The following is a 21,204-nucleotide window of genomic DNA, read 5'->3' as shown; positions in this document are numbered from 1 at the left end:
GGTCGTCTAACCCATCAGGAATCGCTATCCCTGTCTTCACGCTGTTCACTATCGCCCGCATCGGGCAGATTCCCGCCATTTTCTGAATCGCCGCTATCAGAGTCTTCGGAATCTGCAGTTTCTTTCCAGGTATCTTCCGGCGTGGACAACTTTCCAAGCCACTCTTCACGGGCAAACCGCTGCCACCGCTGATTCCATGCAGCGCGTTTCTCAGGGTCGGCGATCTCGGGCAACTCGGCGTCGGTCACAAACGCCAAACCCTGCTCAAGTTCTTCCATGATGGCGGGGGCAGTGCGTTCAGACACCACAAAATCACGGAGTTCATCGGGCAAACGCCAGCGATTCTTGTAGTGCAGTTGCGACCCCAAGTTTGCAGGGTTGAAGCGAAACCGCTTTTTCGTCCGCGTATCAATATCCGGCCCGTTCGCATCGAGGATGGCTTTTCTGTCACGGCTAATGCGGTACTTGGGCAGCGTTTCGGTTACGTCCTCACCAGCGAGAAACCGGCGCAAGGTGTCTTTGGCGCTGTCGTTTAACTGGCTCTCGTCGGCAACTCTGTCGGAATCATCAAAACCCATGCTGTCCCACATTGCCTCCATGGCAGCGCCAGCGGTCTTGGTGTTGATGTCGCGGGGGTGCTGAATGCCTGCTTCTCGCAACGTTTGCTCACAGGCCAGCAGTTCATTGCGTACTTGAACCTCCAGCGCGGGCGTAACGGTAGCCAACTTCGGGCGCATGGCATCAGATATAAAGTTCTCCGCGCGGGCCTTCTTGCGGCGTGACTTTATCTGCTCGGCCTTGTTGTAATTGCGGTAGCCATCACCATTCTTGAACGTGACCTTCAAGCTGACACCGGACTTGGAATCGTTAATCTCTGCATCGTCAATAAGTGCATCGTGGCGAGAGCTCAACCCCCGCTTTGTTCGCATCAGATCGTTGATACGGTTTTGGCAGGCTTTGCGGGCATCAACGCTTGCTGTCTGGTTGTGCCAAGTCAACTCTAGCAACTGGGGACGCACCATTTTCATGTAGTGCCTGATTTCAGCAGGGGTCATGCCAATGCTGACAAGCAGAATCTTGACCAGCAACTCCAGGCATTTGATCTCAAGCCGAATGACCTCCAGTCCCGCGTGAAAGCGGTTATGCCCTATGAGGGCGGTGGCTACAGGAATGGTGATCTGCACATACCCCATGTTGGTTCCTGCTACCTTCTTGACGCGGTACACCACCTCCATCTGAGCACCAGTGAGAGGGCTGTTGATGTACGTGGTGGTTTGCTTGGCTTTTGCTTGCAAAAAACGATGGTATGAAACCTGAGCAAGACGCCGGAGGTGGTGGGATTGGACTGGCCCCCAAGGGCCGTTGATGATGACTTTGTCTAACATGATTGCTATAAATGGTGTGATTGGCGTATACGGTGAATAGCGTCAACATTGCATTCGACCATGGCGAATTTGTGTAAAAACGGCTTTTCGTTTGCAGAGTTCGGTAGCGGCTGTGTTGGGGCACCTCCAGATGCCGCTGCATCCGCTACAGGCGCTACAAAAGACCGCGAAACAGGTCGTTATCGAGGTTAAAAGGCTCTACCACACCGATTTCCTGGTCGATGTCGGCATCGATCTCGAAGGAGGTTTCGGGGCGGCGCGTATTCAATTGCCGCGTTGACTTTGGCGGCCCACACGTCTTGAGCGCGTCATAGAGGCAGGTCAGTGTTGCGGTTTGCAGTTCCTTGCTGCCAATTGCCTTGATTGCATGCTGCGAACGTGACCCCAACAAGCGCGGCACACCTTCTGCATCGGGAGTCAGGTCACCGAGTTGACCAAAGTTCAGAGGGCGGTCGAACCATGCGGCCAATCCGGGAGAGTCCTCTGCAAGGTGTTCCAGCAGTTCGAGGGCGTGTTCGTACTCAGCCTCTGCACTGCGTTTGGCTGCGTAGCCCAGTTTGAATTGCTGGGTGCGGATTTGCGGGCGTTGCTTGCCGCCGCTCCGACTTGCCTTGGCATCTGCACGCCGCACGGCTTCAAGGTAGGGACGCAGTTCCCCTGCCAACATTGGCGGCATGCGCGAAGGAGCGGCAGCAGCTTGTGACCTAAAAGCCGTCCATGCTGATGCTCCGAGCACAGACTTCAATTCACTTGCCTTGAAGTCATCGCCGCGATGCATCTGAACAATCAACTGGAGGATGCGTGCCTTGCGGTCGGCTTTCGTTTTGGGCTGGTGGCTAGACACGTAGTCCAGCGTGACGCGCTGGGGCGTCTCTTTTGGGGTATGGGGTGTTTTCATGGTCATTACATGTTTTGAGGATGTGCCGTCCACTCGCCGGAATGGACGGCAGCAGGGTGTAGCGGATGTAGCGCCTTTTACGGTGCCACCTTGGCTTTAACGTAACGGGCGAACACTTGCGTGAACTGCTCGCGTTGGTAGCCCCTACCAACTTTTTCCTGTCCACTGCCATGGCGCATCTGGATGCTGCTGATACCAAACTGCTTGAACATGCCCGCCAAGTCACGGGCCGTCATGGCGCGGCCATGGTTGAAGGTGCGCCACGGTGCTTCTTCTTGGGCGTACAGGAAGTCCAGCAGGTCAGCCGTCAACAACTTAGAACTGGCCCGGTGTGCAAAGGCACGGGCGGTGTCCGTCAGCAGCCATTCGCCATGACTCAGCGTCTTGTCTTCTGCCTCGGCATGCGCTTCAAAGGCTCCCTGCGCACGTTCGAGCCAGTTGCCGCCCATGATTGCGGCGATGGCCAACAGAGGCTTTGCATTGTCTTCGGCACGGTCATTGTTCAAGCCCAAGGCTTCTGGCTTGACGCGGGCCACTGCATTGCTGTTGTCGGCTACCCAACGCACCAGACGTGAGCACAGCAAGGACAGTTCGTCGGGGCCTTGTTCTGGCACGGTCTCGACTTTTTCGTCGGGGCTTTTGCGTTCCAGCCGGATATGGATGGAACGATCCTTCAAGGTCTCCGGCATTTCGCCGATCATGGCAATGGCCTTGGGACAGAAGGTCGTCATCTTTTCAAGCCCATTCTTGCCAACACGTTCGACACCGCCCATCGTCCGTTTGTAGCCCGAATTGAGAATGCCGATCATGGTCTTGCTTTTCGTCATAAAGGTCTCCGCTTCATCCATGAGCAACGTGGGTTTCTCCTTCTCAATACGGCGATAGATGGCGGCTTCCGACATGTTGCTGGTGGCATAGGGAGCGCGGCAAAGCCGGGACAGAAAGATCATCAAGTTGGTCTTGCCGCAGCGTTTTTCCGGCGACGTGACTGCCAGACTCGGCGCAATTCCAAAGAGGTGGTAAAGGTGGGTAAAGACAACCCACAACGCAATCAGGATTGAATCCACCTCGGGCAATACCGTGTGGCGACGCACGGCTGCAACCAGATCGAACATCAAACTGCTACCGTTCTGCGCGGTTGCGGTGGGCAATGCCAGTGCGCCGGGTGACTCTGGAATATCCGCTTCGTCAGCATCCGTCTCGGGCACCTTGGCGAATTCGATCTGCTTGGCAATTGCCTCTGAACCGCTTGCACGCTGCAACTCCACAAACGTGCGTGTCGCCCCGGAAAACGCCAGCTTCATGTCGTGCTGGCCTGCAATTGCCATCGCATGCCGGACCAAACGGCTGTCTTGCGACAGATCTCCCATCTTGTAGTCCACGGCAATGGTGATCTTGGTGTCAGGGCGGTGCAGCAGGATCTCTTCGCATACTGCTTCCAGGTTGTCGGGGTAGAGCGCAGCAACCACGGTTTCGCCAGTGATCGAGTGGATCAGTGCGGCGGTGGCATCGTCAAGAGTGACGATCATCTTCGAAGCGAACTCGCCGTACCTGGTGAAGTGTCCGAGGTGAAGCGCACCAGGAATGAACACCTGTTCCAGCTGGCCCTTGTCGTTCACGCGGTACATCACGGCGTTCTCTACAGAGCCGCTACCGTTGCGCAGAGCGCGGATGAAGTTGCCGGTGCAGTCCACGTCGGCCAGTTCACCGTAGGCGACCACGCTGCCTAAGGCGGTGTCGATATCGCTTTTTTGGAAGAACGCATGTTCCGGTGGGCAGGCAACCAGTTGACTACGCAAGGCGTTGACAGTGGCGTCAATGGGACTGATGGGAAAAGTAGATGTTGTCATGATGGTTGGGCTTTCAGATTGAGGTGGTGGCACTGTTGGTTGCCGTGGAGGCGGCGGTGCTGCGTTTGGCCATGAGTTTTTGCACCCACAGCTCTACTTCACTGGCGACCCAGCGCACAGCGGCACGGCGAGAGCTTCCCAAGCGAACTGGTTCAGGGAAGTCCGGTTGTGCGTAGATGAAGGATTTCTGAAAGCCCACGATTGACATCACGCGCTCAATGTCAATCAGTTGAATGACTGGAGGATCGTCCGATGCGCGTTCGACGGGCACACCAATGGTCAACTTCGTGGAGTGTCGCGGTGCCTTCTTCTTGGTGGCACCGTTGAGGTACTTCGTACGTACTTCAACTTTGCCGGAGAAGCCGGGGCAAGTCGGTGGCTGCTTCTTGTCCAGAATGACGTGTTTACCGTCTGGCTGCACCTTGTGATGTACCCACAGCCGATTGGGGTCCTGCACTACATAGGTGTTGCCGTCTCTAGGGACAGGTGTGAAATGCTTGGCGTAGTCGGCGCTGACAAACACCAAACTACCTTTCGGCATCGCTGCCAAAGTGGGCGCAACTGAAGACGCGCAAACCGTTGGTGCGCTATAGATGAGGTGGACGGGTGGGCGCGGCCTTTTGGGCATGCGCACTTTCGTCCTGCGCACGGATGCCTTGGGCTTGCAACTGAGTGCTTTCGTCCAGCGCGTAGGTGCTTTTTTGGGGGCAATCGAGCGAATTTTCATTTCCAGATTTCTCGTTGGTTCGAGGGCTGGAAGGCGAACGCTCAGGAATTAAATGCGAACGCCAACCAGCCCGGTTAAGGGTTAGTTGGCGTCGTTCGGTCAAGTCCACTACTGCGGTGGAATCAAGCCATGCATTGATCTTTGTTCATTGAACTAGACCATGATCTGGTTTAGTAACCAAATCAGGTTTTGATTTCCTGAATCAAAACCCTGGACGCCTCGTCGGTGGATGCAGTGACGAGGAGCAATGGCCGCTTGAAAGCACATTACGTCCAGATTTTTATCTGTTGTGCCGAGTTTGTCAAATTTCGTGAGAGCGCGTTCTAAATCATGCGCTCGGATAGGCAAAACCTCTCCCAATCCGATAACAAACCGACCCGCTTATCGTAGAAATCAGTGCGCAGGTAAGCCGCTGCAACTGCGTCAGGCAGTCGATGCGCCAATGCCTGTTCGCAGACCTCAAACGGATAGGTAGTCTGCTCCCCTGCCCAGTTTCGAAAGGTTGAGCGCATTCCGTGAACTGTGATGTCGGCGTAGCCCATTCGTCGAATCAACATAGACATGGCCATATTGGATAGAGGCGATTCCTTTTTCCTTCCTGCGAAGACGTATTTCGCCCCCGAAAACGGACGCACTAAAGTCAAGACTTCAAGTGCCCGCTTACCTAGAGGTACACGATGCTCAATGCCTGCTTTCATTCGCTCCTTGCGAATGACCCAGATGCCTTTATCCAAGTCGAGTTCATCCCAAGTGGCTTCAATAACTTCACCAGTACGCGAAGCACAGAGGATCAAAAACTCAAGTGCGTAACGGGCCATGCCGCTCTGCTCATTCAGCTTGAGGAGGAAAGCCGGTAACTCTTCATAAGGCAAGGCTGGGTGATGCTGGTGCCGATCTGAGTCACGCAACTTAGGTAGCAAGTGCTCAAGGTAACCTTTGAATCTTGCTGGGTTATCACCCTCACGCATTCCATGCGCCGTAGCCCAGTCAATCACTGATTCGATACGCCCACGTAATCGCATGGCAGTTTCTGTCGTACTTGTCCAAATGGGTTTGAGGACCTTGACTACATCCGACGCATGTACTGCACCGATAGGCATTTGACCTATGACCGGATATGCAATCTTTTGCAGGGTGTTTTCCCATTGCTGGGCGTGCTTGGCATTCTTCCAAGATGACCTAGTCAGAGCAATGTACTCCTCAGCACAGGTTTGAAATGTCTTGGATTTAGCTTGCTGCAGCTTTTTTTCACGCTCGGCTTCCCTCTTGGCAGTCATTGGATCGACGCCACCAGTTCGGGCATCGCGCAGAGCTTGCGCTTTTTCACGGGCCTTCTGCAGCGTCGTGCCGGGGTATCCACCCAAACCAACGGACTTGGCTTTGCCATGATCCATGTAGCGGTACAGCCAGCTGGCCGTGCCGTTTTTTGCGATGCTTAAGTAGAGTCCTTGCCCGTCACCGACCAGCGCATTCTTTGGTGCACTGAATGCTAGGTCTTGGATCTCCCGAATTTTTGCTTTGATCTTGGGGTCGGTAAGTTTGTGGATCGCCATGCGAAGTATTTTGGTTGAAGTTTTGGTCGGCTCCCCCCACCTATCAATTCACATATCAAATTCCTACGATTTCAACCGGATGTTCGCGGTGAATGGCGGACTGAAAATGCACGTAACCCGTTGAATTACAAAGGTTGCAGTACACTTGTGGAGAACTACGGAAGTCTGTTGCACCGTCACAGCTTCCGCCAAATACCTCTTTGGCGCAGTGCTCAGGCGTCACACCGCCGCCTCATGACCACCGACGCATCCCTCCCCCTCTCTCGGAGCTTTTCAAGCACCAAGCCTTCGTCCGCTACTGGTTCGCCCGCATTGCCGGCATCATGGGCAACCAGATGCTCATGGTGGCGGTCGCTTGGCATATGTACGACCTCACTTCCAGTGCCTGGGATCTCGGGCTGGTGGGGCTGTTTCAATTTGTGCCAGCCTTGGTGATGACGCTGCCCGCCGGGCATGTGGCCGACCGCCTGCACCGCGGCCGTATCTTTGCGGCCTGCATGGCCTTACAGGCTGGCGTGGCGCTCACGCTGCTGAGCGCCACCTTGGGGAACTTCGCGTCCCGCGAACTCATCCTGCTTATCTCCGTCGTGCTCGGGCTGGCCCGCGCCTTCCAGATGCCGGCCCAGCAAGCCCTGGTGGCGCTGCTGGTGCCCACTAACTTGCTCGGGCGCGCGGTAGCACTCAGCTCCACCGGCATGGAAATCGCGGTCATCAGCGGACCGGCGCTGGGCGGGCTGCTCTACGCGCTAGGGCCCACCAACGTGTACATCTGCTGCACAGCGCTGATGGTGCTGGCCACCGGCCTGATTCTGGCGGTGCATTACAAGCACAAACCTTCCAACTTGGCCGCCAGTTGGTCTACCCTGTTTGCCGGCGTGCGCTTTGTGTGGGAACGCAAACTGCTGCTGGGTGCCAGCTCGCTGGACTTGTTTGCAGTTTTGTTGGGCGGCGCGACAGCCTTGCTGCCGATTTATGCGCGCGACATCCTGCACACCGGGCCTACGGGTCTGGGCTTTTTGCGCGCTGCGCCCGCAGTGGGCGCGCTCACCATGTCACTGGTGATCACCCGCTGGCCCTTGCGCCGGCATGTGGGCAAGCGCCTGCTGAGCGCCGTGGCGGTGTTCGGGCTGGCCACCGTGCTGTTCGGCCTGTCCGAATCATTCTGGCTGTCCATGTTCGCGCTCACCGTGACAGGTGCCGCAGACTGCATCAGCGTGGTCACCCGCAATACCCTGGTGCAGTTGGAAACACCTGACGAGATGCGTGGGCGCGTGGCCGCAGTGAACTCCATCTTCATCGGCGCCTCCAACCAGTTGGGTGAATTCGAGTCCGGCGCCACGGCTGCCATGTGGGGCCCGGTGGGCTCGGTAGTGGTGGGCGGCATCGGCACCATGCTGGTGGCTGGCTTGTGGTTCAAGCTTTTCCCGGCTTTGGCTCACCGCGACCACATGGAGCCCCAAGGCAAGCGGTAAACGGCTACCGAACGCTCAAGTCCACAGGTCCAGCGGCGGATCGGCCACCACAGCCCGCAAAATGTCGGAGCGGGACACGAACCCCTGCACCGCACCCGCCTCCTCCACCACCGGCAAACCGGGCAAGCCCGTATCCAACAGCACGCGCGCAAGCCGGCGAATGTCGGTATCAGCGGCCACGCTGGGCACCGGGGTCCACATCACGTCCTGCACGCTTTGCGCCAGAATGGCGCGCCATACCAGCGCATGGGCATCCGCCCGTGGCAGATGCTCCGCACGGGTCAACTCCGCACGGGTGAGCAGCCCCACCAAAACACCCTCTGCAGACACCACGGGGGCCTGCGCGATGCCATGCTGATTGAGCAACGCCCAGGCTTGCTCGATGGTGGAGGTGTCAGGCACCGTCACCACCTCATGGCTCATGATGTCGGCCACCCGGGTCAAGGGCTGGCGAATCTGCGCAGGTTTGCGAACCTCGCCATAGGCCGCCAGTGCCGTCCGGTGCGCGATGTCGGTCGCGGGCGCTTCATGGGCAGGAGCGTTCAGCACATCGGCAAAGCGCAGGGGGCTATGGTCCTGGGCATCCAGCCCCAGCGCTTCGATGCGGCGGGTGCGTGCAGCACGGCGTATGCCGGCTACCTTACCCAACTCTTCGAGCGAGCCCCGGAATATCTGCCCTGCTGTACCGTAAACCGAAAACATGGCGTCCCCCTGCATGGCCGGGCGGGCCGCGGCGCAGCCCCTTCAGTCCAGATTGGACAGGAAAATTTCCTGCAAGTCACTCAAAAAGTCAAAGCCTTTGACCGTAGGGCGCACGCGAGCAAAGTCCCGCTCGATCAGGCCTTTGCGCTCGGCTTCTTCCAACCCTTTCTGGATGGCAGTAATGGCCAACCCGGTGCGCTCGGTGAAATCGCGCAGCCCGAAACCATTGCGCAAGCGCAAAGCATTGAGCATGTACTCAAAAGGCAAATCGGCACGGGCCACCTCATCCTCTTGCGCTACTGCATGGCCGGCCAGCGCCTGCTCCATGTAGCGGGCCGGATCGCGAAAGCGCACCTGCCGCACCACCCGGTGGGCAAAGCTGAGTTTGCTGTGCGCGCCCGCGCCTATGCCCAGATAGTCGCCAAACTGCCAGTAGTTGACGTTGTGAAAACAGCGGTGCCCCTGACGTGCATAGGCCGACACCTCGTACCGGTCCATCCCGGCCGCAGCGGTGGCCTCGGTGATGCGGTCCAGCATGGCATAGGCCGTGTCGTCCTCGGGGATCTGCGGCGGGAACTTCGCGAAGTAGGTGTTGGGCTCGATGGTCAGGTGGTAGATCGAGATGTGCGGCGGCTGGAACTGCAGCGCGGTGGCCAGGTCTTCATCGAGCTGCGCCTGCGTCTGCCCCGGCAGGGCGTACATGATGTCGAGATTAAAGGTATCGAACGAGGCAGCTGCCTCTTCCACCGCGGCTAGTGCCTGCGCGCGGTCATGCACCCGGCCCAGGGCTTTCAGGTGGGTATCGTTGAAGCTTTGCACCCCGATAGAGAGTCGCGTCACGCCAGCACCGCGAAAGGCTTTGAATCGGTCTTTCTCAAAGGTGCCGGGGTTGGCCTCCATGGTGATTTCGCAGTCTGCCTCCAGCCGCAACCGGGCCCGGATGTCACCCAGCAAGCGATCAATAGCCTCCGGCGAAAACAGGCTGGGCGTGCCGCCACCGATGAAGATGCTGTGGATGTTGCGCCCCCAGATCAGGGGCAGAGCGGCCTCGAGGTCGGCGATTACTGCGTCGATGTAGCGCTTCTCTTGAATGCCATCTTTGGCCTGCTCGTGGGAATTGAAGTCGCAGTAAGGGCACTTTTTGATACACCACGGCAGGTGAACGTACAAAGACAAAGGCGGCAGCGCGCTGAACTGCAAACTGCCGGGTCGCATGTAATGCTGGATGTCGCGCTGCACCGCGGCAGCGCCCTCGGCAACGGGCGTGATGGGAATCATGCGCCTCAGGCTCCGAGCCAGTTGGAACGGATCAGGGTAGCCATGGCAGCAGCCGCACGGCCACGGTGGCTATGGGCGTTTTTCACCTCCACCGGCAGCTGGGCAAAGGTCTGGCCGAACTCGGGGATCCACATCACCGGGTCGAAGCCGAAGCCGTTGCTGCCCACCGGCTCAGGCGCAATCTGCCCGACCACACGGCCCACGGCAATCAGCGGCTCGGGGTCGTCCACACTGCGCACCGCCACCAAGGTGCTGACCAGCGCTGCGCGGCGGTTGGTCACGTCCTTCATTTGCTCCAGCAGGGCTGTGACGTTGTTGTCGTCCCCTTTGGCGTAGCCGAACTGGGTGGCGTAGTAGGCCGTGTCCACGCCCGGCAAGCCGCCAAAGGCGTCCACACACAACCCTGCGTCATCGGCCAGCGCGGGCAAGCCGGTGTGCTGGGCTGCGTTGCGCGCCTTGGCCAGCGCGTTTTCAATAAAAGTGCGAAACGGCTCAGGCGACTCTGGCACGCCCAGGTCGCCCTGGCGCACCAGCTCACAGCCCAACGGGGCGAACATGGCATTGAGCTCGGCGAGCTTGCCCTGGTTATTGGATGCAAGAACAATCTTCATAAGAAATAGGCCTCTGGCGCCCGCAAAATATGCGCGAGCAGCTATTATTTTGATAGTGCCTGTTGCTGCAGCAGCATGAGTTCACCCACACCTTTTTCAGCCAGCGTCAGCAGTTGGTCCATCTCGGCGCGGGTGAAAGCCACGCCTTCGGCCGTGCCCTGCACTTCTACAAAGTGGCCGGCACCGGTCATCACCACATTCATGTCGGTATCGCAGGCGGAGTCTTCGGTGTACTCCAGGTCCAGCAAGGGCGTGCCTTCCACAATACCCACGCTGATGGCCGCCACAGCTGCCGTAATGGGCGTCTCGGTGATCTTGCCGGCCGCCAGCAGGCCATTAACCGCATCTTGCGCGGCCACAAAGGCGCCGGTGATAGCAGCGGTGCGGGTGCCGCCGTCGGCCTGGATCACATCGCAATCGAGCTGGATGGTACGTTCGCCCAGTTTCTTCAAATCGAACACTGCACGCAGCGAGCGGCCAATCAAGCGCTGAATCTCTTGGGTACGGCCGGTTTGCTTGCCGCGGGCGGCCTCGCGGTCGCTGCGGCTGTGGGTGGCGCGGGGCAGCATGCCGTATTCGGCGGTGACCCAACCTTCACCACTGCCCCGCTTGTGCGGAGGCACTTTTTCTTCGACCGACGCGGTGCACAGCACCTTGGTGTTGCCGAACTCGATTAACACCGAGCCCTCCGCGTGCATGGTGTAGTGGCGGGTGATGCGCACCGGGCGCAATGCATCTGCGGCGCGACTTGCGCTGCGAACCATGGTGTTCATGGAATGATCCTCAAAAATCCGGCAGAGCCGGAACTACTCAAAGCTTGCGGGCTGCGGAGCGGCGAATCGCTTCATTGATCTCGGCGATCGAGCGCTCAATGGCCTCGTCGTCCAGGTCGTCCACCTCGGAGTCCGCCCACGCTGCCTGCACCGTGGAAGCAAATACGCCGTCATGGATGCTGTCGGTCGAAATCGTCCCGCGGGTGGACTCGAAGCTGTCCGGAGTTTCCCACTCCATGGCGATCAGTGTGACGTTGTCACAGTGCGGGCCGCCTTGCAGCATGGCCTGCTCCACCAGATCGGGGGCCGACTCCGCCACCGGCTTTTGCGACATGTGGAACACGATATCGTCGTCTTGCAAAGGCCCCCAGAGCCCGTCGGAGCACAGCATCATGCGGTCGCCTTGGTGCAAGGGCACCGGGCCGGTCACATCAAACACCGGGCGGGTAGGAGACCCCAAGCAGGTGTACAGCACATTGCGGTTGAAGTTGACCGGAGCCCCGCTGGGCCGCTCCATGTCACGCTGCTCTGAATACGAGTGGTCACGGGTGCGAATCAGCAGCTCACCCTGGCGCACAAAATACAAGCGCGAGTCGCCGCAGTGCACCCAGTGGGCGGCACCACCTTGCACCACCGCGGCTACCAGGGTGGTGCGCGGAGTATCGGGCAAATTGCGCTCGGCTGCGTATCGCAGAATCTGGCGGTGTGCCGCAAGAATGGCTTTGTTGAAAAAGTCGCGCACATCCATCAATTCAGGCTGTGCTTCCTTCTGGTACATCGCAGAAATGACCTGCAATGCCATTTGGGATGCGACCTCCCCTTCAGGGTGCCCTCCCATGCCATCGGCCAACAAAAAGATGCCGGAAGACTTGGTGTAGCAGTACCCCATCCGGTCTTCGTTTTTTTCGCGGCCACCTTTACGGCTGATCTGGAACACAGAAAACTTCATTTCGGCCGAGCCCCTTGCGCATCAGAGGCAGCACCCATCACGGTTTTCTTGGTGTCGGCGACTATGGAGTCAAACTGCATGCGCACTTTTTCGGTGACCGTCAGCTTGGTGTAGCGGCGCTCGCCCTCCCGCGACAGCTCTTTTTGCAAAGCAAAAACGGACTGCGGCCGGGATAGCGGGTCCAGCGCCATACACCACTCGACAACCTCAATCAGGTTGTCGGAGTAGACGCCCCGCAAGCGCGCCAAGGCGGTGGCGATACGGTCTTTTTCAATACGCTGGGGCGCTTCATTGGGCGGGTAACCCTGCATACAGGCGTAGATACAAGCCCCGATCGCATAAATGTCGGTCCAGGGCCCCATGGAAGCGTCGCGCCGGTACATCTCGGGCGCAGCAAAACCGGGGGTGTACATCGGGCGGATGAAGTTGCCCTCTTTGCTCAGCACTTCACGGGCCGCACCGAAGTCGATCAGCACCGAACGGTTGTCGTCGGTGATGAAAATATTGGCGGGCTTGATGTCCAAGTGCAGCATCTTGTGCTGGTGCACGATGCGCAGACCGCGCAGGATCTCATCAAACAAAGAGCGGATGGTGGACTCGCGGAATACCTTGCTCTTTTTCTGGTCGCGCGCGGTCACGATGAAATCCTGCAAGGCCGCGCCTTCCAGGTAATTCATAACCATGTAAACGGTCTCGTTTTCGCGGAAGAAGTTCAACACGCTCACCACCGACGGGTGGGAGATCTGCGCCAGTGAGCGCCCCTCTTCAAAAAAACTCTTCAACCCCAAGCGGTACAGAGACAGCTTTTCCGCTTGCACCTGCGGCAGCAACTCGCCGGGCGCCCGGGAGGCCAGTGACGAGGGCAAATATTCCTTTACCGCGACTTGCTGGCCCTCGGCATCGAGCGCCAGGTACACCAAGCCGAAACCTCCGGCTGCAACTTTGCGGATGATGCGGTATCCGCCGATGATGGTGTCCGGGGGAAGAGGCGCTGGCTTGACCTTTGACATAGGTGCAGTGGGATCACTCGTGGTGTGGGGTTGAAACGGGTTATTCTCGGGGCCGTTTCCATCGCCGCGAAAGCCCTTGATGCCAGTTTACAGCATGACCGGCTATGCCAGTGCACAGCACAGCACAGCCCATTCCGCCCCTGAGGGTGAAGCCCGCAACCAACCGGTGACCCAGTTGGGCTTGGAGGTGCGCTCCGTCAACAGCCGCTTTCTTGACCTGACTTTCCGACTCCCTGAGGACCTACGCCAGTTCGAGCCCGCCCTCCGGGAATTGCTGGGCAGCAAGCTCAAGCGCGGCAAGGTCGAAGTGCGGGCCTCTGTGGAGACATCCAGCACCAGCAGCATTCCTGAGGCTACGCCCAAGCTGCTGCAAAAGCTCAATGCTGCCCAAGACAACATCCGCGCCTGGCTGCCCAATGCCAACCCCTTGAGCGTGGCCGACGTGATCCGCTTGGCAGCGGCAGAGCAAGGCACCAGCCGCGACTGGAGTGCCGACGTGATGCCCTTGGCCGAGAAAGTGCTCAAGGAATTGTTAAGCGCCCGCCAGCGTGAAGGCGCCCGGCTCGCCACCATGCTGCTGGGCCATATTGCCCAATTGCGCAACTTGGCCGAACAAGCGAGCCCGCTTGTACCGAAGCTGGTGGAGCAACAACGTACCCGCTTTATGGAGCGCTGGAAAGAGGCGATGGCCCTCACAGAAGGCTCCACACTGCCCGAGACCGCCCAAGACCGCGCTTTGACCGAAGCCACTGCCTTTGCTATACGTATTGACGTGGCAGAAGAAATCACCCGATTGAACTCGCACCTGGACGAGCTGGAGCGGCTGATTAAAAAGGGCGGCGAGATCGGCAAGCGCCTGGACTTTTTGATCCAGGAACTGCATCGCGAGGCCAACACCATGGGCTCCAAATCTGCGGCGCTGGAGCTGACCCATATCTCGGTAGATATGAAGGTTTTGGTCGAGCAAATGCGGGAGCAAGTGCAGAACATAGAATAAGGCGACTTTAGACACCGCATCACGGAGCCTCAGTCGATGGACTACCCCGGAAATCTTTTTGTTGTTGCAGCCCCCAGCGGCGCCGGCAAGTCAAGCCTGTGCAAGGCCTTGTTGGAGCTGGATTCGCGCCTGCAACCCTCTGTTTCCCACACCACCCGCCCACCGCGTGGTCAAGAAAAACACGGCCGCGAGTACTTTTTTGTGTCGCAGCCAGAGTTTGATGCGATGGTGGAAGCCGACGCGTTTGTCGAGTGGGCGCATGTCCACTCCAACCGCTACGGAACGTCCAAAAAAGCGATCGAAGATCGCATGGCCATGGGCGCTGACGTGATTCTGGAGATCGACTTCCAAGGCGCCATCCAGATCAAAAACGTGTTCGCCAACGCGGTTTGCATCTTCATCCTGCCTCCTAGCTGGGAAGAGTTGCGCTCCCGCTTGGAGCGACGCGGCGAAGACTCGGCAGACATCATCGACATGCGCATGAAAAACGCGCAATTAGAAGTGGCTCAGGTCGCGAAATTCGACTTCGTTATAATCAACGAACTGTTCGACCGTGCGCTTTTCGATCTGAAAACCATTGTCCACTCCCAGCGACTCAAAATATCTGCCCAGCGCCGCGCCCGGGCCGAGACATTCCAAGCGCTGAACATCCTCTAGCTTTCCGGAGAACTCCATGGCCCGCATCACTGTTGAAGACTGCCTCGCGCAGATTCCTAACCGCTTCCAATTGGTTTTGGCTGCGACTTACCGCGCCCGCATGCTGAGCCAAGGCCACACCGCCAAAATCGAAAGCAAGAACAAGCCCGGCGTGACAGCGCTGCGCGAAATTGCTGCTGGCAAAGTCGGCTTGGAAATGCTCAAAAAAGTCCCGCTGTAAGGACTCACGCATCTCACTAAAAGCACCGCTTGCGGTGCTTTTTTCGTTTGAGCCACACAAGCTGCGCCGCCGCGCTACATTTACAACATGGGCATCACTCTTCAAACACCTCCAAGTACCGCAGCGGGTGGCAAACAGGCCAAGCCGGGCGCCACGATTGCCGCTGTGAATGCCGCTGCTGCCAGCTTTGCCAGCCTGACTGCAAAGCTTGACTACTTGAGCAGCAGCGATGTGGAGCAAGTGCGCTTGGCCTATCGTTTTGCGGATGAAGCCCATTTGGGCCAGCTCCGCAACAACGGCGAGCCTTACATTACCCATCCGATCGCCGTGGCGGCTCAGTGTGCTGAATGGAAGTTGGACGCCCAAGCCCTGATGGCAGCCCTGCTGCACGATGCGCTGGAGGATTGCGGGATCACCAAAATCGAGCTGATCGAGAAGTTTGGCTCACCGGTGGCAGAACTGGTCGACGGCTTAACCAAGCTCGACAAGCTTCAGTTCAACACCCGGGAAGAAAACCAGGCCGAGTCCTTCCGCAAAATGCTGCTGGCCATGGCCCGTGACGTACGGGTGATCTTGATCAAGCTTGCGGACCGGTCGCACAACATGCGCACACTGTCGGATACGCCGCGCAGCAAGTGGATCCGCATATCGTCTGAAACACTCGACATCTATGCCCCAATTGCCCACCGCCTGGGCTTGAATCAAACCTACCGTGAATTACAAGACCTCTCGTTTCAGCACATCTGGCCCTGGCGGTACACCGTGCTGGCCAAGGCAGTCTCCAAGGCACGTAGCCGCCGGCGTGACTTGATCCAGAAAGTGCAAAAAGAGGTGGAAGCGGTCTTCGGCGAAGCCAAGATGCCAATCCGCATCGCAGGACGGGAAAAGACGCTTTTCTCGATCTACCAGAAGATGGACAAAAAGCACCTGAGCTTTGCACAGGTGACCGATATTTATGGCTTCCGGGTGCTGGTGCCCAACGTCACTGACTGCTACACCGCACTGGGCTTATTGCACCAACTCTACAAACCGGTGCCCGGCAAGTTCAAAGACCATATTGCGATCGCCAAGGTCAACGGCTACCAGTCGCTGCACACCACCCTCGTTGGGCCTGCCGGTATCAATATCGAATTTCAGATGCGCACCGAAGCCATGCATGTGGTGGCAGAGTCCGGCGTGGCCGCTCACTGGCTTTACAAGGTCAACAACCCTGAAGACGGTACCGCCGATAGGCTGGGCACCAAGTGGCTGCAGTCGCTGCTCGATATTCAGGATGAAACACGGGACGCGGCGGAGTTCTGGGACCATGTGAAGGTCGATCTATTCCCGGACGCGGTGTATGTGTTCACCCCCAAGAGCCAGATCATGGCCCTGCCGCGCGGGGCCACGGTTGTGGACTTTGCTTACGCGATTCACAGCAACATCGGTGACCGTACCGTCGCCGCGCGCATCAATGGCGAACAGGTGCCTTTGCGTACCGAGCTCAAGAATGGTGATGTGGTCGAAGTGGTAACCGCCACAGTGTCCACACCCAACCCCGCATGGCTGGGGTTTGTGCGCACCGGTCGGGCACGCTCCAAGATTCGCCACCACCTCAAAACCATGGAGCAAACCGAGTCCGAAAGCTTGGGTGCCCGCTTGTTGGCGCAGGCTTTGCGCGCCGAAGGAATCGAAAGTTTCCCTGAGGAAACTGGAGCCAACCAAGCTCTGTGGGAAAAGCTGCTGCGTTTTACAGGCAACAAAAACAAACACGAGCTGTTGACAGACATCGGGCTGGGCAAACGTATTGCCAATATTGTGGCCAAACGCATGGTCAACTTGCTCAGCGACGCCGGTGAACGGCCTGATGCGCTACTCCTCACCAGGGAGCGGTTCACAGCCCATGAAACCAACACACTCAGCTCCATCACGCTTGATGGAAGCGAGAACGCATCTGTGCAATTTGCGCCATGTTGCCGCCCGGTACCGGGCGACTCCATCGTGGGCTATCTCGGCCGCGGCGAAGGCCTCGTAGTTCACATGGGTGATTGCGGTGTTGCCCGCAAATTGCTGGCCAAAGACAGCGAACGATTTATCGGCGTCGACTGGTCCGATGAGCCGGTACGCGCCTTCGAAACCGGCCTGCTGGTCACCGTCAATAACGGCAAAGGGGTGCTCGCGAAAGTGGCGGCTGCTCTGGCGTCTGCAGAGGCGGACATCATCCACATCGACATGGGCCAGGATGGCGTGCGCGATGTCGCCGACATGCGCTTCCTGGTGGGTGTGCGCGATACCGCGCACCTCGATGTCGTGCTGCGTAACCTGCGGCGCACCCCGTTTGTATTGCGCGCACAACGCGCCACCAACGGGACGGGCTGAGCATCTAGCCCGCAGCGCTTTTCGTTAAGGCCTCAAGTTGGAAGCGGCGCCGGGTATTGCACCCGCAGCACCTCGATGTCGCACACCCGGTCGGGCATGACCAACTTGAGCTCATCACCCTCGCGGGCCTTGAGCAGGGTGCGCGCAATGGGTGATATCCAGCTCACCTCACCGGCTGCACTGTTGGACTCGTCAATCCCTTTGATCGTGATGGTGCGCTCCACATCCTGATCGTCCACATAGGTCACGGTAGCACCAAAAAAAATCTGCTCATTGCCGTGGTGCAGTGAGGGATCTGTGACCTCCGCAATCTCTAGGCGCTTGGTCAGAAAACGGATGCGGCGGTCAATTTCGCGCAGGCGCTTTTTGCCATAGAGGTAATCGCCGTTCTCTGAGCGATCGCCATTGCTGGCAGCCCAGTGCACGATTTCCACAATCTTGGGGCGCTCGTTGTCGATCAGGTCTAGCAACTCGTCGCGCAGTGTGGCGAAGCCTTGGGGGGTGATGTAGTTTTTGCCACCGGCCGGCAGCGCAGGCAGTTGCAGCTCATCGTCGTCTGCACCATCGGACTCTTTGGTAAAAGCCTTGCTCATGGATCCGCCTATTTGGGAATCAGAATAAGAAAAAGGTCTGCAACCTTGCGATTGCAGACCTTTACTTTTTGGTGCGGCTGGCAGGAATCGAACCCACGACCCCTTGGTTCGTAGCCAAGTACTCTATCCAGCTGAGCTACAGCCGCTAAGCTTCGTATTCTAGCATGCTTTTTTTCATGCTATCCGGAAATTCCGGAGAAACTTTTTCAAACGTTCTTTTCAGAAGCATTCGGGATGTACGTATTCTAACCTGTTCGCAGACCCAAAATGGCTCTCGCCTCAGAAGGATTTGCAATTGTTCGTCCTGCGCGCTGGGCGCACGCTGCCAGCGCCTCGATAAGTACACCATTACCGGCAGCGCGTGCACCATCGGGCAAATAGAAAGTGTCTTCCAGACCGGTGCGCAACATGCCTCCCAGATCAGCTGTCTTCTGGTGCACCGGCCAAATCTCAGAGCGGCCAATCAAGGTGGTTTGCCACACGCTGTCGGTGGCCATGTACTTGGGCAATAGCGAAAGCAAATCCCCGTCGCACGGCATGCCCGAAGCCACGCCCATCACCAGGTTGTATTCCGCCCGGCCCATGTCGGGCTTGAGCATGCCGTTCTTCAAATACATGGTCACCGACCGGACGATGCCCACATCAAAGCACTCGAACTCGGGATGGGTGCCGCACTCCTGCATCACATCGAGAAACTGCTGCACCTTGGCCACCGGGTTATCAAACACCATGGGCGGCCAAGCCCAGCTGCCATCTTCCTTGAGCTTGAGGTAATTCAGACTGCCCGCGTTGCAGGCGGCAATCTCGGGCTTCACGCGGCGTATGCAGTTCAAGGGGCCGCTGATGTCTTTCCCCACCACGCCGGTGGTCAGGTTGATGATCACGCCCGGGCAGGCCTCGCGGATGGCATTCACAATGCATTCGGCTACATCCGGGTCCCAACTGGGCATGTGGCCCAGGCCGTCTTCCTGCATGCGCATATGGATATGCATGATGCTGGCGCCGGCATTAAAAGCATCGCGAGCCTCCGCCGCCATCTGGGCGGGTGTGACAGGTACTGGGTGCTGCTTGGGGTTGGTCAACACGCCGGTCAAGGCGCAGGTCAATATGGCTTTATCCATGGGATTCCTCAGTGTGTTTAATTGGCGGCCCCATCCGACCCGGGGCTCAGCTCCACCAGTACCGCGCCGGCTTCCACCTGCTCGCCCGCACGGGTGTGAACCGCCTGCACTTGGCCGGCCTGTTCGGCGCAGAGCCACATCTCCATCTTCATGGCCTCCACGCAGACGAGTTGCTGGCCCTCTCTGACCGCATCGCCCGGCGCCACCAGCACCTGCGTGACCTTGCCGGCCACAGGCGATCGGGCGCGGCTGGCATCTTTCAAAGCATCCGCATCGGGGAAGGCCGACACCTCGCTGAACACATGGCTGTAGCCCGCATGTGCCACATGCCATGCACCGGCAGCGAACACGGCAATGGCGCTCTGCGCCACACCGTCCAGCTCCAGACGCAGAACTGCGTCTTGCCAAGCGATGACGCGGGCCTGCGCTGTCACCCCATCCATGGTGATGGTGGTCAAGCCTTGACCATCACTGCTGATGCGCACAGTGCGCACCACTTCACCGCACTGCAACCGCACGCTGTAGGCCGACACACTGTTGGCCCGCCAGCTGCTGCATTGCTGCTGCGCCAACGCCAAGGCAGCAACTTGCCAGGCCGCCAAAGAAGGCACCGGCGTTTGCAGCAGCGGCTCGCCTTGTTCCAGCCAATGGTCGATCAGCGTGGTCGTCATACGCGCTTCGCGGAAGGCGGGGTGATCCACCAAGTCGCTCAGGAAACGACCGTTGTTCTTCAAACCCAGCAAGGGCGCGTTCGACAGTGCTGCACGCAGGCGGCGAATGGCGTCGCTACGGTCACGCCCGTGCACGATGACTTTGGCCACCATCGGGTCGTAGAACGGCGAGACCACACTCCCTTGCCGGATGCCATCGTCGATCCGTACGCCGGGCTGCAACGCACGCTCGGGCTGCCAATAGGCCACGGTGCCGGTCTGCGGCGCAAAGCCGGTGTACGGGTCTTCGACATAGAGGCGTGCCTCAATGGCGTGGCCGCTCAGGTGGATGTCTTCCTGCCGCGCGGGTAAGGGCTCGCCTGCTGCTACTTGCAACTGCCACTCCACCAGGTCGAAACCGGTAATGCATTCGGTAACCGGATGCTCGACCTGCAGACGCGTGTTCATTTCCAGAAAGTAGTGCTTGAGGTGCTCATCCACAATGAACTCCACCGTGCCCGCACCGCGGTAGCCCACCGCCAGCGCCGCAGCCACCGCATCGCGCCCCATGGCCTCGCGCATGGCGGGGCTGACCACCGGGGACGGCGCTTCTTCAATCACCTTTTGCCGGCGTCGCTGGGCCGTGCAGTCGCGCTCACCCAGGTAGACCGCATTGCCGTGCGCGTCCGCAAACACCTGTATTTCGATGTGGCGGCCGTTGTCTATCAAACGCTCCAACATCAGCGTGCCGTCGCCGAATGCGCTGATGGCTTCCCGGCGTGCGCCCTCCAGACCGGGCTGCAATTCGGCGTCGCTGCGCATCAGCCGCATGCCGCGTCCACCGCCACCGGCCACGGCTTTCACCAGCAATGGGTAGCCTAATTTGTGCGCCTCCTGCGTCAGCACCGTGTCGCTCTGGTCAGCACCCAAGTAGCCCGGTGCGCAGGGCACGCCCGCTTGCATCATGCGCTGCTTGGCCAATGCCTTGTCGCCCATGGCGGTGATGGCGTCCGGCGGCGGGCCGATGAACACCACGCCCGCATCGGCACAGGCCTTAGCGAATGCAGCGTTCTCGCTCAAGAAGCCGTAGCCGGGGTGCAAAGCATCTGCGCCGGTTTTGCGCGCAGCTTCCAGAATGGCGTCTACTTTGAGGTACGACTCGGCGGCCGGTGAAGGGCCGATGTGCACTGCCTCATCGGCAAGGGCCACATGGGGTGCGTCGCGGTCGGCATCGCTGTAGACGGCCACGGTTTGGTAGCCTAGTTTGCGGGCGGTGCGGATGACGCGGCATGCGATTTCACCGCGGTTGGCGATCAAGATTTTGCTGAACATCATGCGTCCTCCTGCTGTGGCGCCTGTGGGGCAATGCGCTTTGCTTCGTGTCCCCCGCCCGCTTTGCG

Annotated in this window: 19 protein-coding genes and 1 tRNA gene; 5 read left to right on the top strand and 15 right to left on the bottom strand. The window is 58.9% G+C overall.

Annotation, left to right across the window (positions count from 1 at the left end; genetic code table 11):
• Window positions 1–14: 14 nt before the first annotated feature.
• The 5 genes from RAE21_RS01360 to RAE21_RS01340 all read right to left on the bottom strand — a co-directional run bounded on the left by RAE21_RS01360 (window position 15) and on the right by RAE21_RS01340 (window position 6,413).
• Window positions 15–1,385, bottom strand: coding sequence for a hypothetical protein (locus RAE21_RS01360; protein ID WP_313879798.1), 1,371 nt, complete (start codon window positions 1,383–1,385; stop codon window positions 15–17).
• A 154-nt stretch (window positions 1,386–1,539) separates the two neighbouring features.
• Window positions 1,540–2,316: a hypothetical protein gene (locus RAE21_RS01355; protein ID WP_313879797.1), complete on the bottom strand. Its 777-nt coding sequence runs from the start codon at window positions 2,314–2,316 to the stop codon at window positions 1,540–1,542.
• Window positions 2,317–2,360: 44 nt separating this feature from the next.
• Window positions 2,361–4,133, bottom strand: coding sequence for a DUF3631 domain-containing protein (locus RAE21_RS01350; RefSeq protein WP_313879796.1), 1,773 nt, complete (start codon window positions 4,131–4,133; stop codon window positions 2,361–2,363).
• Between the two features lie 13 nt (window positions 4,134–4,146).
• Window positions 4,147–4,860, bottom strand: coding sequence for a helix-turn-helix transcriptional regulator (locus tag RAE21_RS01345; protein ID WP_313879795.1), 714 nt, complete (start codon window positions 4,858–4,860; stop codon window positions 4,147–4,149).
• Between the two features lie 323 nt (window positions 4,861–5,183).
• Window positions 5,184–6,413, bottom strand: coding sequence for a tyrosine-type recombinase/integrase (locus tag RAE21_RS01340; RefSeq protein ID WP_313879793.1), 1,230 nt, complete (start codon window positions 6,411–6,413; stop codon window positions 5,184–5,186).
• A 248-nt stretch (window positions 6,414–6,661) separates the two neighbouring features.
• Between RAE21_RS01340 and RAE21_RS01335 the strand changes: the two genes are divergently transcribed.
• Entirely contained in the window at window positions 6,662–7,885 is a 1,224-nt protein-coding gene (locus tag RAE21_RS01335; protein WP_313882624.1) for an MFS transporter, read from the top strand.
• Window positions 7,886–7,900: 15 nt separating this feature from the next.
• On the opposite strand, the gene RAE21_RS01330 is transcribed toward RAE21_RS01335, so the two are convergent.
• From RAE21_RS01330 to RAE21_RS01305, 6 genes are all read right to left on the bottom strand, one after another.
• Window positions 7,901–8,587, bottom strand: coding sequence for a CBS domain-containing protein (locus RAE21_RS01330; RefSeq protein ID WP_313879791.1), 687 nt, complete (start codon window positions 8,585–8,587; stop codon window positions 7,901–7,903).
• 42 nt (window positions 8,588–8,629) lie between these two features.
• Window positions 8,630–9,865: a radical SAM family heme chaperone HemW gene (gene hemW, locus RAE21_RS01325; protein WP_313879790.1), complete on the bottom strand. Its 1,236-nt coding sequence runs from the start codon at window positions 9,863–9,865 to the stop codon at window positions 8,630–8,632.
• Between the two features lie 5 nt (window positions 9,866–9,870).
• The gene (gene rdgB / locus RAE21_RS01320; protein ID WP_313879789.1) at window positions 9,871–10,476 is read right to left on the bottom strand and encodes an RdgB/HAM1 family non-canonical purine NTP pyrophosphatase; all 606 of its coding nucleotides are present in this window, start codon (window positions 10,474–10,476) and stop codon (window positions 9,871–9,873) included.
• Window positions 10,477–10,520: 44 nt separating this feature from the next.
• Complete coding sequence (rph, locus tag RAE21_RS01315; protein WP_428984049.1) at window positions 10,521–11,198, bottom strand: ribonuclease PH; 678 nt, start codon at window positions 11,196–11,198, stop codon at window positions 10,521–10,523.
• Window positions 11,199–11,286: 88 nt separating this feature from the next.
• Window positions 11,287–12,198, bottom strand: a complete 912-nt coding sequence (locus tag RAE21_RS01310; protein WP_313879787.1) for a PP2C family protein-serine/threonine phosphatase — start codon at window positions 12,196–12,198, stop codon at window positions 11,287–11,289.
• Window positions 12,195–13,208, bottom strand: a complete 1,014-nt coding sequence (locus RAE21_RS01305; RefSeq protein WP_313873931.1) for a serine/threonine protein kinase — start codon at window positions 13,206–13,208, stop codon at window positions 12,195–12,197. The genes RAE21_RS01310 and RAE21_RS01305 overlap by 4 nt, the downstream gene beginning before the upstream one ends.
• Before the next feature lie 79 nt (window positions 13,209–13,287).
• Here RAE21_RS01305 and RAE21_RS01300 point away from each other — a divergent pair, with 79 nt between their 5' ends.
• The 4 genes from RAE21_RS01300 to RAE21_RS01285 all read left to right on the top strand — a co-directional run bounded on the left by RAE21_RS01300 (window position 13,288) and on the right by RAE21_RS01285 (window position 17,440).
• Window positions 13,288–14,205 (top strand): YicC/YloC family endoribonuclease, encoded by a 918-nt coding sequence (locus tag RAE21_RS01300; protein ID WP_313879786.1) that lies wholly within the window; start codon window positions 13,288–13,290, stop codon window positions 14,203–14,205.
• 36 nt (window positions 14,206–14,241) lie between these two features.
• The gene (gmk, locus tag RAE21_RS01295) at window positions 14,242–14,862 is read left to right on the top strand and encodes a guanylate kinase (RefSeq protein ID WP_313873933.1); all 621 of its coding nucleotides are present in this window, start codon (window positions 14,242–14,244) and stop codon (window positions 14,860–14,862) included.
• 16 nt (window positions 14,863–14,878) lie between these two features.
• Window positions 14,879–15,082, top strand: coding sequence for a DNA-directed RNA polymerase subunit omega (gene rpoZ / locus RAE21_RS01290; protein ID WP_313873934.1), 204 nt, complete (start codon window positions 14,879–14,881; stop codon window positions 15,080–15,082).
• Between the two features lie 87 nt (window positions 15,083–15,169).
• The gene (locus RAE21_RS01285) at window positions 15,170–17,440 is read left to right on the top strand and encodes a RelA/SpoT family protein (RefSeq protein ID WP_313879785.1); all 2,271 of its coding nucleotides are present in this window, start codon (window positions 15,170–15,172) and stop codon (window positions 17,438–17,440) included.
• Between the two features lie 32 nt (window positions 17,441–17,472).
• Here RAE21_RS01285 and greB read toward each other — a convergent pair whose 3' ends face one another.
• The 4 genes from greB to RAE21_RS01265 form a co-directional block, all read right to left on the bottom strand.
• The gene (greB, locus tag RAE21_RS01280) at window positions 17,473–18,033 is read right to left on the bottom strand and encodes a transcription elongation factor GreB (RefSeq protein WP_313879784.1); all 561 of its coding nucleotides are present in this window, start codon (window positions 18,031–18,033) and stop codon (window positions 17,473–17,475) included.
• A 69-nt stretch (window positions 18,034–18,102) separates the two neighbouring features.
• Window positions 18,103–18,179 (bottom strand) — tRNA-Arg (locus tag RAE21_RS01275).
• A 99-nt stretch (window positions 18,180–18,278) separates the two neighbouring features.
• The gene (locus tag RAE21_RS01270; RefSeq protein ID WP_313879783.1) at window positions 18,279–19,154 is read right to left on the bottom strand and encodes a beta-keto acid cleavage family enzyme; all 876 of its coding nucleotides are present in this window, start codon (window positions 19,152–19,154) and stop codon (window positions 18,279–18,281) included.
• A gap of 17 nt (window positions 19,155–19,171) precedes the next feature.
• Entirely contained in the window at window positions 19,172–21,139 is a 1,968-nt protein-coding gene (locus RAE21_RS01265; protein ID WP_313879782.1) for an acetyl/propionyl/methylcrotonyl-CoA carboxylase subunit alpha, read from the bottom strand.
• Between the last annotated feature and the right edge of the window lie 65 nt (window positions 21,140–21,204).

This window comes from Rhodoferax potami, from assembly GCF_032193765.1.
Lineage (GTDB): Bacteria > Pseudomonadota > Gammaproteobacteria > Burkholderiales > Burkholderiaceae_C > Allorhodoferax > Allorhodoferax potami.
Note: the sequence above shows the minus strand (reverse complement) of the source record. Positions and strands in the feature narration are given on the sequence as shown.

Excerpts from the sequence above, each read along its gene's own strand:
- RAE21_RS01310 (WP_313879787.1), bottom strand. The coding sequence starts at position 12,198 with ATGAAGTTTTCTGTGTTCCAGATCAGCCGTAAAGGTGGCCGCGAAAAA.
- greB (WP_313879784.1), bottom strand. The coding sequence starts at position 18,033 with ATGAGCAAGGCTTTTACCAAAGAGTCCGATGGTGCAGACGACGATGAG.
- rdgB (WP_313879789.1), bottom strand. The coding sequence starts at position 10,476 with ATGAAGATTGTTCTTGCATCCAATAACCAGGGCAAGCTCGCCGAGCTC.
- gmk (WP_313873933.1), top strand. The coding sequence starts at position 14,242 with ATGGACTACCCCGGAAATCTTTTTGTTGTTGCAGCCCCCAGCGGCGCC.
- rpoZ (WP_313873934.1), top strand. The coding sequence starts at position 14,879 with ATGGCCCGCATCACTGTTGAAGACTGCCTCGCGCAGATTCCTAACCGC.
- RAE21_RS01350 (WP_313879796.1), bottom strand. The coding sequence starts at position 4,133 with ATGACAACATCTACTTTTCCCATCAGTCCCATTGACGCCACTGTCAAC.
- RAE21_RS01360 (WP_313879798.1), bottom strand. The coding sequence starts at position 1,385 with ATGTTAGACAAAGTCATCATCAACGGCCCTTGGGGGCCAGTCCAATCC.
- RAE21_RS01300 (WP_313879786.1), top strand. The coding sequence starts at position 13,288 with ATGCCAGTTTACAGCATGACCGGCTATGCCAGTGCACAGCACAGCACA.
- RAE21_RS01270 (WP_313879783.1), bottom strand. The coding sequence starts at position 19,154 with ATGGATAAAGCCATATTGACCTGCGCCTTGACCGGCGTGTTGACCAAC.
- RAE21_RS01345 (WP_313879795.1), bottom strand. The coding sequence starts at position 4,860 with ATGAAAATTCGCTCGATTGCCCCCAAAAAAGCACCTACGCGCTGGACG.
- RAE21_RS01340 (WP_313879793.1), bottom strand. The coding sequence starts at position 6,413 with ATGGCGATCCACAAACTTACCGACCCCAAGATCAAAGCAAAAATTCGG.
- RAE21_RS01305 (WP_313873931.1), bottom strand. The coding sequence starts at position 13,208 with ATGTCAAAGGTCAAGCCAGCGCCTCTTCCCCCGGACACCATCATCGGC.
- hemW (WP_313879790.1), bottom strand. The coding sequence starts at position 9,865 with ATGATTCCCATCACGCCCGTTGCCGAGGGCGCTGCCGCGGTGCAGCGC.
- RAE21_RS01285 (WP_313879785.1), top strand. The coding sequence starts at position 15,170 with ATGGGCATCACTCTTCAAACACCTCCAAGTACCGCAGCGGGTGGCAAA.
- RAE21_RS01330 (WP_313879791.1), bottom strand. The coding sequence starts at position 8,587 with ATGTTTTCGGTTTACGGTACAGCAGGGCAGATATTCCGGGGCTCGCTC.
- RAE21_RS01265 (WP_313879782.1), bottom strand. The coding sequence starts at position 21,139 with ATGATGTTCAGCAAAATCTTGATCGCCAACCGCGGTGAAATCGCATGC.